Origin of the sequence: Modestobacter sp. VKM Ac-2983 (genome assembly GCF_026967885.1) — a bacterium.
In the GTDB taxonomy this organism is placed as follows: domain Bacteria; phylum Actinomycetota; class Actinomycetes; order Mycobacteriales; family Geodermatophilaceae; genus Modestobacter.
Genome location: NZ_JAPVBK010000005.1, coordinates 64,007 through 76,417, shown reverse-complemented (window position 1 = coordinate 76,417; position 12,411 = coordinate 64,007). Strand labels below are relative to the sequence as shown.

Sequence of the window (12,411 nt, the reverse complement as noted above, 5' to 3'; positions counted from 1 at the left end):
CCCGTGTCGCACCGGCGGGTGGCCGGCTCCCTGCGCCGGCGGGGTTCAGGGGACGGTGAGGGTGAAGTCCGGGCGGGGCGCGCCGGAGGGGACGACGCCCCCGGAGATCAGTGCGTACCGCATGACGTCGGCGAAGACCGGGGCCGCCACCTGGCCGCCCTCGGCGTCGCTGGTGGGCCGCTCGAGGTCGACGGCCACCACGTACTGCGGGTCGTCGGCCGGGGCGTAGCCGACGAAGGTGGTGAAGTAGCCGCCGCCCGCGTAGCCGCCCGTCTCGGGGTTGGCCCGCTGGGCGGTGCCGGTCTTGCCGGCGACCCGGAAGCCGTCGATCTCGCCCAGCGGTGCGGTGCCCCCGGGGCCGACCACGGCCTCGAGCATGTAGGTCAGCTGGTCCGCGGTGGACTCGCTGACCACCCGCACGCCCTCCGGCCGGGGCACCTCGGTGACCGTGCCGTCCTCGGCGGTGAGCGAGGACACCACCCGCGGGGCGATCCGCACGCCGTCGTTGGCGAGGGCCTGGTACGCCGAGGCCATCTGCAGGGTGGTCACCGAGACGCCCTGGCCGATCGGCACGTTGGCCGCGCGGCTGGCGGTCCAGTCCGCCGCGTCCTCCAGGATGCCGGCGCTCTCGCCGGGGAGCTCGATGCCGGTGGTCGAGCCGAAGCCGAAGTCCCGCAGGTACTGGTCGAGGGTGCTGTCCCCGATCTCCCGGGCCAGCATGATCGACCCGACGTTGCTGGACTTGGCGAGGATCCCGGTGACGGTGAAGTCGATCGGCTCGTGGTCGTGGGCGTCGGTGACCACGACGTCGCCGGCCTGGATGTGCCCGTCCACGTTGAGCACCGTGTCCTTGGTGGCCTTGCCCTCCTCGATGGCGGCGGCCAGGGTCACCGCCTTCATCACCGAGCCCGGCTCGTAGACCTCGGAGACGACCGGGTTGCCGAGCAGGGCCGGGTCGGTGGTGTTGTAGCTCCCCGGGTCGTAGCCGGGGCAGGAGGCCATCGCCACCACCTCGCCGGTCTGCACGTCCTGGACCACGGCCGACGCCGTGGCCGTCGCCTCGTCGGCGCAGGCCGCGTCCAGCGTCTGCTGCACGACGAACTGCAGGTCCTGGTCCAGCGTCAGCTGCACCGTGCTGCCGTCGGTCGCCGGCTGGGTGTCGTCGATGCCCGAGGGGATCGGGTTGCCGACGCCGTCCACCTCGATCCGCTCCTCGCCGTCGACCCCGGCCAGGTGCTCCTCGAAGGTCTGCTCGACCCCGGCGAGGCCGTCGCCCTCCTTGCCGACGAAGCCGACCAGCTGGCCGCCGACCGCGCCCGCCGGGTAGAGCCGCACGGGGTCGTCCTGGAAGACCAGGCCGGCCTGGGTGGAGGCCGGCAGCTCCCGGATCTGGTCGGTGACGTCGGTGCTGACCTCGTCGGCCAGGACGACGTAGCGCCCCTCCCGGGAGAGCTTCTCGACCAGCTCGTCGACCGGGATGCCGAGCAGCGTGGTCAACGCCAGCGCCGTTCGGGTGGGGTCGGAGACCAGCGTCGGGTCGGCCGTGACCCGCTTGGCGTCCACGGAGTAGGCGAGCACCTTGCCGTTGCGGTCGACGATCTCCCCCCGGACGGCCTCGATCGGGTACGTGCGCATCCGGTCGTTCTCGGCCGCCTGTGCGTAGGCGGCCCCGTCGACCCCCTGGAGCACCACGAGCTTGCCGACCACCACCACCAGCAGGGTGATCAGGAACGCCAGCCCCCAGCGGTTGCGCTGGTCGCGCTGCGTCAGCCCGAGCGGCTGGAGGCGCCGCGCCCCGGGCTCCCGACGCCCGCGCGGCGCGCCGCGCCCGGCCGGCCCGGTGGGCCGCGGCGGGGTGCGGCGGCCCCCGGCCGGACGATGCGGCGGGAGAGGACCTGCAGGGGGCACGGATCAGTTCCCGGGGGTCGGCGACACGGGGTCGGTGAGCGCGTTGTCGGCGGGCGCGTTGTCGGCGGGCGAGCTGTCGGTGGGCGCGGGGTCGGGGGACACGGCGTCGGCGGGGGCGGGCTGCGGCGCGGTGGCCCCGTCGGCCGCCGGGTCGGCGGCCCCCGGCTCGACGGGTGCCGTCGCCGGGGTCGCGCTGCCCAGCAGGACGGAGCTGCCGTCGGGCTGCAGCACCAGGTGGGCTGCGTCCCCCGGCGGGACCAGCCCGACCGCGGCTGCGGCGCGGGCCAGTTCGGCAGCAGTGTCGGCAGCGATCACCTGCTGCTCCAGTCGAGCGACCTCCTTGGCCTGCTCGGCCATCGCGACCCGCTGCTCGGTGGCACGCAGGGAGTCCACGGCGATCGCGGTGTTGAGCAGCAGGAGGCCCAGCGTCGTCCCGACCAGCAGGGCGACGAGCACGGCGACGAACGGCGCCCGGCGACCGCGCAGCGCCGCCCGCCGGCTGCCGCGGGGGGCCCGGGCCGGGGTCGGCACCAGCCGCAGCTGCGGGCCGCTCGGGACCGGTCCGCTGCGCCGGGCCGGGGCGGCCCGGGGCACGTGCACCGGACCGGTGGTGGCCCGGCCGGTGGTCCGGGCTGTCGTGGTGCGGGCCGTCGTCGTCCGTGCGGTCGTCGTCCGGGCCGTCGTCGTCCGCGTCGTCGTCCGGGCCGTGCCCGTGCGGCCGGTGCCCGCCCGGGTCGCACCGGTGCGGGGGGTCGGTGCACTGGTCCGGGGGACGGACCGCGCCGGCTGGCTCATGCCGCCCGCCGGACGCGCTCGGCGGCCCGCACCCGGGCCGAGGCGGACCGGGGGTTGACGGCGAGCTCGGCCTCGCCGGGTGCCTCGCCGCCCCGGGTGACCAGCTTCAGCACCGGTGCGTGCTCGGGCATCGGGACCGGCATGCCGGGCGGCGTGCGGTCCACGGCTTCTGCGGCGAGCGTCTGCTTCACGATGCGGTCCTCGAGGGAGTGGAAGCTGATCACGACCAGTCGGCCACCGATCGCGAGGGCGTCGATGGCGGCGGGCAGGGCCCGGGAGAGCACCCCGAGTTCGTCGTTGACCTCGATCCGGAGGGCCTGGAAGGTCCGCTTGGCCGGGTGTCCCCCGGTGCGGCGGGTGGCCGCGGGGATCGCCGAGCGCACCAGCTCGGCCAGCCGGGCGGTGCCGGTGAACGGCTCCCGGGCGCGCTCCCGCTCGATGGCGGAGGCGATCCGGCCGGCGAAGCGCTCCTCGCCGTAGACCTTCAGCACCCGGGCGAGCTCGCCTCGGGAGTAGGTGTTGACCACGTCGGCGGCGGTGCGGGGCCCGGTGGGGTCCATCCGCATGTCCAGCGGTGCGTCGGTGGAGTAGCTGAAGCCGCGGGTGGGGCGGTCCAGTTGCAGGGAGGAGACGCCGAGGTCGAACAGGATGCCCTGCACCTCCTCGACCCCCAGGTCGGCCAGCACGTCGGGCAGCTCGTCGAAGACGGCGGGCACCAGCGTGGTGCGCTCCGTGTGACCGGCCGCGGCGATCCGGGCGGCGGCCTCGGCGCGGGCGTCGGGGTCGCGGTCCAGCCCGATCAGCCGGAGCCCGGGGTGGGCCGCCAGCAGGGCCAGGGAGTGGCCGGCCAGCCCCAGCGTGCAGTCGACCAGGACGGCGCCCGGTGCCTGCAGGGCGGGGTCGAGCAGCTCGGTGACCCGGTCGAGGAGGACGGGGACGTGCAGCGCGGGCCCGGAGGCCTCGGGGCTGCTCATCGACGGGCTCCTCTCGCTGCGCAGGGGGCGGACGGGGTGGGGCGAGCGGCAGGGCAGGGGGTGGGGCGCAGTGGGGTGGGTGGTGCGCAGTGGAGCGCGGGTGGGGCGGGAGCGGGGCAACGCCCCGGCCCGCTGCCCCGCCCGGCTCGCCTGGCGCCGGGGAAGCGGTACCAGGTGGAGTCGGGCTGGGGCAGCTGGGCGGGTGGGGCGGTCGGTGCGGTGGACGTCGAGCCGGGGGGAAGTCGGCTCGCTGTCCGGGCCCGGTCGAGCCGGGGGGAAGTCGGCTCGTGCGGGATGGTGCGGTCCTGCGGGGTGGGGCGGTCCTGCGGTGGGGTCGGGTGGGGGTCGACTCAGGAGAGGGTCGGCATCCCCTCGCTCTCCATGGCGGCGAAGACGGCCTCCTGCTCTGCCACGTAGGCGTCCCAGGTGCCGGAGTCCCAGATCTCGAAACGGGTGTCCACGCCGACGACGACGACGTCGCGGTCCAGGCCGGCGTACTCCCGCAGGCTCGCCGGGATGGTGATCCGGCCGGTCTTGTCCGCCTCGACCTCGACCATCGAGCCGAAGCTCATCCGGGCGTGCATGCGGCCGGCGTTGGTGTCGGCCGGCGCCATGGACTTCAGCGCGGCGCTCTGCTCGGCGACCCGGGCCATGGTCAGGCCGTAGACGCAGCGCTCCTGGCCCTTCTTGATCACCATGCCGTCGGCCACCAGCTCGCGGTAGCGGACCGGGAGGGCGAGCCGGCCCTTCTCGTCGAGCCGCAGGGGGTAGCTGCCGACGAACACCGGATCACCCCCTGCATCAGTCCTCCTGTGGTCGTGCCGGGCACCATCCGTGGCCCCTGCCTCCCCATTGCGCGACACAGTAACCCACTGGCCCCCACTGGACACCACTTCACGCCGTGTCGCCCCCTTCCCTCCACCGGCCCCCACCGACCGCCTCCGGGCGGCGGAACGGGATCGACCGTGCACGCCGCTGAGCAGCACGTACCGTGAGCGGGGTGACCGAGGGCACGGCAGAGCTGCGGTCGGACCGGGGGGTGACGGAGCTGCGCTCCGCTCCCCGGCACGGCACCGGCCAGGACGCCACAGCGACGCAGCCGGAGACCGACGCCGACGTGGCGGCCGAGGGGGCGCAGCTCGCCGAGGCGATCGGCCGGGTGGTGCAGGGCAAGCCCGACGTCGTCCGGCTGGCGCTGGTCGTGCTGCTGGCCGAGGGGCACCTGCTGATCGAGGACGTCCCCGGGGTCGGCAAGACCACGCTGGCCAAGGCGCTGGCCCGGACCATCGACGGCACGGTGCGCCGGATCCAGTTCACCCCCGACCTGCTGCCCAGCGACGTCACCGGGGTGGCCGTCTACGACCAGGAGTCCCGGGCCTTCGAGTTCAAGCCCGGCGCCGTCTTCGCCAACGTGGTGGTGGCCGACGAGATCAACCGCGCCTCGCCCAAGACGCAGTCGGCCCTGCTGGAGTGCATGGAGGAGCGGCAGGTCACCGTCGACGGGGTCACCTACGAGCTGGCCCGGCCGTTCATGGTGGTGGCCACGCAGAACCCGCTGGAGATGGAAGGCACCTACCCCCTTCCCGAGGCGCAGCGGGACCGGTTCACCGCCCGGGTCTCGATGGGCTACCCGGACCGCGAGGCCGAGCTGGCGATGCTCGGCGGGCGGGCCACCGTCGACCCGCTCACCGCGCTCGCCCCGGTGGTCGACGCCGCGCGCGTGCGGGCCCTGGTGGCCGCGGTGGGCCGGCTGCACGTCGCCGAGCCGCTGCGCCAGTACGTCGTCTCGCTGGTCGAGGCCACCCGCCGCTCCCCCGACCTGCGGCTGGGCGCCTCCCCCCGCGCGGGGCTGCAGCTGCTCCGTGCCGCCCGCGCCACCGCGGCGCTGGCCGGCCGGGACCACGTGCTCCCCGACGACGTGCAGGCCATGGCGGTCCCGGTGCTGGCCCACCGGCTGCTGCTGACCCCGGACGCGGCGCTGGCGCGACGGGACGCCCAGCGGGTGGTCACCGACCTGCTCGCCACCGTGCCCGTCCACGGCGGCCGCTGACCCGGCCCACCCAGAGACGGACGGTCCTCCATGGCGCGCACCCGGATCGCCGACGCGGCGTCCTCCCTCACGCTGCGCGGCCGCTGCCTGGTCGCCGCCGGGCTGACCCTGGTCGCACTCGGCGCCCTGCTCGGTGAGCGGGCCCTGGTCCAGCTGGCCCTGTTCGTGCTCGCCCTGCCGGTGGTGTCGGCCGTCGGGATCGCCCGCCAGCGCTTCCGGGTCGCGACCCGGCGCACCGTCACCCCGGCCCGCTTGCCGCGCGGCGGGTCCGCCGAGGTGCTGGTGGAGGTCTCCAACGCCGACCGGCGGGCCGGCGGGCTGTGGTTGCTCACCGAGCACCTGCCCGCCGACCTGGGCCCGCAGCCGCGCTTCGTCGTGGAGCGGCTGGCCAGCGGCGGCACCGCCCCGCTCCGCTACCGACTGCACGGTTCCCGGCGCGGCCGGTACACCCTGGGGCCGCTGAGCCTGCGGCTCGTCGACCCCTTCGGCCTGGTGCTGCGCACGGCGACCGGCAGCGACACCGCCGGGCTGCTGGTCCTCCCCCGGGTCGTGCCGCTGCTCGGTGGCGGCGCGCTGACCGGAGCCGGAGGGGACGGCGGTGAGGGCGCCCGCCGCGCGATCGCCGTGCACGGCGAGGACGACGTCAGCACTCGGGAGTACCGCCACGGCGACGACCTGCGGCTGGTCCACTGGCGGGCCACCGCGCGCACCGGCGAGCTGATGGTCCGGCTGGAGGAACGACCGTGGCGCGCCGCGGCGACCGTGTTCGTCGACACCCGGTCGACCGCGCACCTGCTCGGGGGCCGGGTCGAGGGCGCAGCGGCTGACCCGGCCCCGCCGCAGGACACCCTGGAGTGGGTGGTGGAGGCCGCGGCCAGCATCGGGACCCACCTGCTGCGCCGGGGGGCCGCGCTGCGGGTCGTGACCGACGGCGGGGAGCTCACGCCGGCGCTCGGCCGGGGACAGCTGGGCCCGGACGAGCTGCTCGAGCGGCTCGCCGTCCTGGGCGGGGCACCCCAGCCCGGCCTGCAGCTGGGCCTGGAGACGCTGCGCCGGTCGGGGGCCGACGGACCGGCGATCTGCCTGCTGGGCCTCGTCGGGCCCGAGGACGTCGCGGCGCTGGTCCGCGCCCGGTCCGGCCCGGGCCGGGACGTCGCGGTGCTGGTGGACACCGCCGGCTGGCTGGACGCCGGGGCCACCCGGGGCCGGCGCACGCTCACCCCCACCGCCCGGGCCGAGGTGGAGACCCGGCAGCAGCAGGCCGGCGACCTGCTCCGCGCGGCCGGCTGGCAGGTGGCCACCGTCGGCCCGGACCAGACCGTGGCGCAGCTGTGGAGCCAGGTGGGCAGCCGGGCCGGCGCCGCAGGACCGGTGCCGGCGTGAGCCGCCAGGTCGACGAGCTGCCCCGGGCCACCCGCGGCGGTCCGGGCACCGGGATCGCCGTCGCGGTCGCGGTCGGACTGGGTGCGCTGGCGCTGGACCCCGTCTTCTCCGCCCGCACGTGGCTGCTGCCGGTGACGATGGTGGTGGCGGCCGTCGGCCTGGGCGGGGTGGCGCTGCGGGCGCTGCTGGACCGGCTGGTGGACCCCGCCGAGGACGACGGCCCGTGGTGGTCCGGCCCGGCTCGGCTGGCGGTGCCGCTGGGCCAGGTGGCCCTGGTGCTCGTCGTGCTCACCGTCGTCTTCACGCCCGACCGCGCCTGGGTGGGCATGCTGCCGACCCTGAGCAGCCTGGCCGACCTGGCCGGCCTGCTCGGTGACGGCACCGCGGAGATCCGGGAACAGGCCACCCCGGCGCTGCCGCTCACCGGGCTGGTGGCGCTGACCACCGTCTTCGTCGCCCTGATCGCGCTGGCCGTCGACCTGCTCGCCGTCCCGGCCCGCCAGCCGGCCCTGGGCGGGCTCGGCCTGCTGGTCCTCTACTGCGTCCCGGTGAGCACCGTGACCGGGGAGGTGGCGTTGATCTCCTTCGCCGCACCGGCCGCCGGGTTCGCCGTCCTGCTGTGGGCCGACCAGCGGGCACGGCTGGTCGGGAGCGGCCGGGGTGGCAGCGGGTCGCCGATGGGCACCGGCACCCTGCCGGCCCTGCGCACCGCCCTGGTCGCCCTGGTCGCCGGGCTGCTGCTGCCGGCGTTCGTGCCGACCCTGGCCGAGGGCTCGCTCGCGGCGGGGTGGGGCGGGGCGGGCACCGGCAACGGCGTGGGGACGTCCCTGGACCCGGTGGCGGAGATGGCCGGCCAGCTGAGCCTCCCCGAACCGATCGACCTGCTGGCCGTGGACGCCTCGGTGGCCGACCCGGGGTACCTGCGCTCGGTGTCACTGGACGAGTACAGCGGCGACGTCGGCTGGCGGATGAGCAACCTCGACGGGCAGTCGTCGATCGCGGCCGACGGTCCCCTGGCACCGCTCCTCGACGGGCAGTCCCGCCGCGAGGTGACCGCCCGGGTCACCGTGCTCGCACACGACGACCGCTTCCTCCCGCTGTTCGACTCCCCGCTGTCGGTGCAGGTGCTCGGCTCCGAGGACGAGGACTGGCGCTTCGACCCGGCCGCCCGGACCGTCTTCGGCCGGGACGAGACCACCGGTGGCCTCTCCTACCGGTCCACCTCCCAGCAGCCGCAACCGAGCGCAGCGGAGCTGGCTGCCGCACCCCAGGACCCGGGCGACCCGATGGTGGAGCGCTACACGGCGCTGCCGGAGCTCGACCCCAGCGTCGTCGCCCTGTCCGACCAGCTGACCGACCCGGCGCAGTCGCCCTACGAGCGGGTCCGGGCCGTGCTCGGCCTCTTCACCGACCCGGCCAACGGCTTCACCTACAGCCTGTCCACCGGCCCGGGCACCACCGGCGACGACCTGGCCGACTTCCTCCGGCTCAAGCGTGGCTACTGCGAGCAGTACGCCGGCGCCATGGCCGTGCTGGTCCGGGCGGCCGGGGTGCCGGCCCGGGTCGTGCTCGGCTACACACCCGGTCAGGTCGGCGAGGACGGCGACCGGGTGGTCACCACCGACGACGCGCACGCCTGGGTCGAGGTCTGGTTCGCCGGCCTGGGCTGGATCCCCTTCGACCCGACCCCGATCGCCGCCGACCGGGCCGTGGCGCTCCCCTGGGCACCGCGCACGGACGACGCCGACACCAGCACCCCGGACCCGTTCACGCCGGGCGGCGCGGCCCCGCTGCCGGCGCCACCGGCTGCCGAGCTGGACCGCGACGACCAGTACGTGCCGCCGCTGACGCCCCAGGCCGCGCCCCAGGAACAGCTCAGGCCGTGGCTGCTGGGGGCAGCGGGCACCCTGGTCGTCCTCGCCCTGGGCGCGCTGCCGTACCTCGCGCGCCGCCGGCAGCGCGCCGTCCGGCTGGCCGACGGACAGCCCGGCGCCCTGTGGGAGGAGCTGCTGGCGACGACCGTCGACCTGACCGTCGAGCCGCCCGGGAGCACGACGGCACGCCAGCTGGCCCAGCAGCTGGCCCAGCAGCTCGCCGGGACCGACCCGGCCGCGGTCGCCGCGGTGCAGACGCTGGCACGGGCCCAGGAGCGTTCGGTGTACGGCCCACCGGCAGCCCGGTCCGCACCGGACCCGGCGCTGACCGAGGCACTGGCGACGGTGCGCCGGGCACTGCTCCGGTCATCCTCCCGCGGGGAGCGGGTCCGGGCGGCGCTGTGGCCGGCCTCCACGCTGGCGACGGCCGCCCGGTGGACCGCCGCCCGGGCACCCCGCAGACCCCGCCCGGCCTGACCACGGGGCCGGGCTGGCTACGGTTGCCGGTGTCGGTGGCGTCGCCACCGGCTGCCCCCCAGCTGCGGAGTGCCCCTTGCGCGAGATCGCCGTCTTCGCCGGCAGTGCCCACCCCGAGCTCGCCGAGGAGATGTGCGCCCAGCTGGGCGTGCCGCTGCAGCCCGTCCGGGTGACCCGCTTCGCCAACGACTGCCTCGAGGTGCAGCTGCAGGCCAATTGCCGGGAGCGCGACGTCTTCCTGGTGCAGCCGCTGGTCACCCCGGTGCAGGAGAACCTGGTCGAGCTGCTGCTGATGATCGATGCGGCCCGCGGCGCGTCTGCCGCCCGGATCACCGTGGTGATGCCGCACTACGCCTACGCACGGTCGGACAAGAAGGACGCTCCCCGGATCTCCATCGGTGGCCGGCTGATCGCCGACCTCATGGTGGCGGCCGGAGCCAGCCGGGTGCTGGCCATGACGCTGCACTCCCCGCAGGTGCACGGCTTCTTCAGCGTGCCGGTCGACCACCTGCACGCCCTGCGCGAGCTGGCCGACCACTTCCGCGCGCTGGACCTCTCCCGCACCACCGTCGTCTCCCCCGACCTGGGGAACGCCAAGGAGGCCGCGGCCTTCGCCCGGCGGCTGGGGGTGCCGGTCGCCGCGGGCGCCAAGCAGCGGTACGCCGATGACCGGGTCAGCATCAGCGCCGTGATCGGGGACGTCGCCGGCCGGGACGTGATCGTGCTGGACGACGAGATCGCCAAGGGCAGCACGGTGCTGGAGCTGATCGACCGGCTGCGGGACGACGGCGCTCGCTCGATCCGGGTGGCCTGCACGCACGGCCTGTTCACCGCGGGTGCGCTGGAGCGGATCGGTGCCCAGGCCGACGTTGTGGAGATCGTCTGCACGAACACCGTGCCGGTGCCGGCCGGGGTCTCGGAGAAGCTGACCGTGCTGTCGGTGGCTCCCGCGCTCGCCCAGGCCGTGCAGCGGATCCACGACGGGGAGTCGGTCAGCGCGCTGTTCGACACGACGGCGACGCCCGGGGTCTGAGCCGGCCGGAGAGGCCAGCAGCCGCCGTCCCCGACGGGGCGGCGGCTGCTGGCTCAGCGGGTGGGCCGGCGGGCGCTACTGGTCGTAGCGGCGGCGGAAACGCTCCTCGAGCCGGCTCTTCAGCGGCTGGCGGCGCGACTTCGCGCTGCTGCTGCCGCCGCGGCCACCGGCTGCCGGTCGCCCGGCGGGGCCCGGCGCGGAGCCGGCCGGCACCTCACCGGTCGCGGCCTTGTAGTTCAGGACCCCGAGGACGGCACCACCGAAGGCCACCAGGAAGCCCAGTACGCCGACGAAGACGTTGGGCAGGGCCACCCCGCCGACCACGACGGCCAGGCCGACGACCACCAGGACGGCGCCCAGCTGCAGCTTGCGGCGGGCCTTCTGCCGCCGGTCACCGGTGCGGACCGTCGAGGCGAACTTCGGATCGTCATCGACGAGGGCGCGCTCGATCTGCTCCAGCAGACGCTGCTCGTGCTCGGAGAGCGGCACGTCGACCTCCAGGTACAAGTACAAGAAACCACCGGCGGCAGTCCGCCCGCGGTAGCACCGAGGATACGAGCCGTTTGCGGCGTGCGAAAGGCGAGTCGCCGTCGACACACCCTGTGCGGACCAGGTTCCCGCCCCGCGGCGCCTCCGTGGGGCAGAGGGCCAGGTCAGCGGGGCGTTCCCGATGATGGGCCGCGCGCAACCGGACCGGCGCCCGGGACCTGGCGGCGGCCGAGCAGGGTGGCCGGCCGGACGGCGCCGGCCCCGAAGCGCCGGGCAGCCCGGTCGGCGGCCAGCTCGGCGTCCCGGCGGCCGTGCTCGCGAGCCCCCAGCTCCAGCTGGCGGGCGGTCGCCTCCGCCTCCACCAGCCCCTCGGCCCGCACCCCGACCAGCCGGATGCGGGCCCGGTCCAGCCCCAGGGCGTCGAAGAGCGTGCGGGCCGTGTCGTACAGCTCCTGGCCCACGTCGGTGGGGACCTTCAGCGTGCGGGAGCGGGTGATCGTGGTGAAGTCGGCGAAGCGGACCTTCAGGGTCACCGTGCGGGCCAGGTGACCGGTCGAGCGCAGCCGCCCCGCCGTCCGCTCGGCCAGGTGCAGCAGCTCCCGGTGGACCACCTGCGGGTCGTCGACGTCGGTGCCGAAGGTCTCCTCGGCACCGGTGGACCGGTCGGGCTCGTCGGGCACCACCCGCCGGGGGTCGCGCCCCCAGGCGAGCTCGTGCAGGTGACTGCCGGCCGCCTGGCCCACGGCCCGCTGCAGGGTCCGTGCCGGCACGTGCGCCAGGTCCCCGACCGTGCGCAGGCCCAGCCGGAGGAGGATTTCCTCGGTCTTCGGGCCGACGCCCCACAGGGCGCTCACCGGCAACGGGTGCAGGAAGGCCATCACCTCGGCCGGCGGCACCACCAGCAGCCCGTCGGGCTTGGCCCGGGTGGAGGCCAGCTTGGCCACGAACTTGCTGCCGGCCACCCCGACCGAGCAGGTGATCCCCTGCTCGTCGTGGACCCGGCCCCGGATGTACTCCCCGATCGCCACCGGGTCACCCAGCCGGCGACCGCTGCCGGAGACGTCGAGGAACGCCTCGTCCAGGCTCAGCGGCTCGACCAGCGGCGTGAGGGAACGGAACAGCGCCATCACCGACCGGGACACCTCGGCGTAGAGGTCGAGGTCGCCGGGGAGCACGGTGGCCGTCGGGCACAGGCGCAGCGCCCGGGAGGTCGGCATCGCGCTGTGCACCCCGTAGCGGCGGGCCTCGTAGGTGGCCGAGGTGACCACCCCGCGGTTGCCGACCCCACCGACGATGACCGGCGTGCCGGCCAGTTCGGGGTGCCGACGCACCTCGACGCTGGCGAAGAAGGCGTCCATGTCGACGTGCAGCAACGTGCAACCGGCAGCCCCGTCCCTGGTCACTGCACCCCCTGCGTCCCCGTCGATC

Annotated in this window: 10 protein-coding genes; 4 read left to right on the top strand and 6 right to left on the bottom strand. The window is 75.7% G+C overall.

Going from position 1 to position 12,411, the window contains the following annotated elements; all coding sequences use genetic code 11:
• Nucleotides 1-45: 45 nt before the first annotated feature.
• The 4 genes from O2W18_RS19130 to mraZ form a co-directional block, all read right to left on the bottom strand.
• Nucleotides 46-1,908, bottom strand: coding sequence for a peptidoglycan D,D-transpeptidase FtsI family protein (locus O2W18_RS19130; protein WP_269189023.1), 1,863 nt, complete (start codon nt 1,906-1,908; stop codon nt 46-48).
• A 3-nt stretch (nt 1,909-1,911) separates the two neighbouring features.
• Nucleotides 1,912-2,703, bottom strand: coding sequence for a hypothetical protein (locus O2W18_RS19125; RefSeq protein ID WP_269189022.1), 792 nt, complete (start codon nt 2,701-2,703; stop codon nt 1,912-1,914).
• Complete coding sequence (gene rsmH, locus O2W18_RS19120) at nt 2,700-3,677, bottom strand: 16S rRNA (cytosine(1402)-N(4))-methyltransferase RsmH (protein ID WP_269189021.1); 978 nt, start codon at nt 3,675-3,677, stop codon at nt 2,700-2,702. Before rsmH ends, O2W18_RS19125 begins: the two co-directional genes overlap by 4 nt.
• Before the next feature lie 350 nt (nt 3,678-4,027).
• The gene (gene mraZ / locus O2W18_RS19115) at nt 4,028-4,462 is read right to left on the bottom strand and encodes a division/cell wall cluster transcriptional repressor MraZ (protein ID WP_269156976.1); all 435 of its coding nucleotides are present in this window, start codon (nt 4,460-4,462) and stop codon (nt 4,028-4,030) included.
• 215 nt (nt 4,463-4,677) lie between these two features.
• Here mraZ and O2W18_RS19110 point away from each other — a divergent pair, with 215 nt between their 5' ends.
• The 4 genes from O2W18_RS19110 to O2W18_RS19095 all read left to right on the top strand — a co-directional run bounded on the left by O2W18_RS19110 (nt 4,678) and on the right by O2W18_RS19095 (nt 10,494).
• Complete coding sequence (locus O2W18_RS19110) at nt 4,678-5,727, top strand: AAA family ATPase (protein ID WP_269189020.1); 1,050 nt, start codon at nt 4,678-4,680, stop codon at nt 5,725-5,727.
• 30 nt (nt 5,728-5,757) lie between these two features.
• On the top strand, nt 5,758-7,110 hold the full coding sequence (locus tag O2W18_RS19105) for a DUF58 domain-containing protein (protein WP_269189019.1): 1,353 nt from the start codon (nt 5,758-5,760) through the stop codon (nt 7,108-7,110).
• On the top strand, nt 7,107-9,461 hold the full coding sequence (locus O2W18_RS19100) for a transglutaminase family protein (RefSeq protein ID WP_269189018.1): 2,355 nt from the start codon (nt 7,107-7,109) through the stop codon (nt 9,459-9,461). Before O2W18_RS19105 ends, O2W18_RS19100 begins: the two co-directional genes overlap by 4 nt.
• Nucleotides 9,462-9,537: 76 nt before the next feature.
• Complete coding sequence (locus O2W18_RS19095; RefSeq protein ID WP_269189017.1) at nt 9,538-10,494, top strand: ribose-phosphate diphosphokinase; 957 nt, start codon at nt 9,538-9,540, stop codon at nt 10,492-10,494.
• Nucleotides 10,495-10,569: 75 nt separating this feature from the next.
• On the opposite strand, the gene O2W18_RS19090 is transcribed toward O2W18_RS19095, so the two are convergent.
• Nucleotides 10,570-11,007, bottom strand: coding sequence for a DUF3040 domain-containing protein (locus tag O2W18_RS19090; RefSeq protein ID WP_269189016.1), 438 nt, complete (start codon nt 11,005-11,007; stop codon nt 10,570-10,572).
• A 140-nt stretch (nt 11,008-11,147) separates the two neighbouring features.
• Nucleotides 11,148-12,386 carry a DNA polymerase IV gene (locus O2W18_RS19085; protein WP_269189015.1) on the bottom strand — a complete coding sequence of 413 codons (1,239 nt, stop codon included), beginning with the start codon at nt 12,384-12,386 and terminating at the stop codon, nt 11,148-11,150.
• Nucleotides 12,387-12,411: the final 25 nt, after the last annotated feature.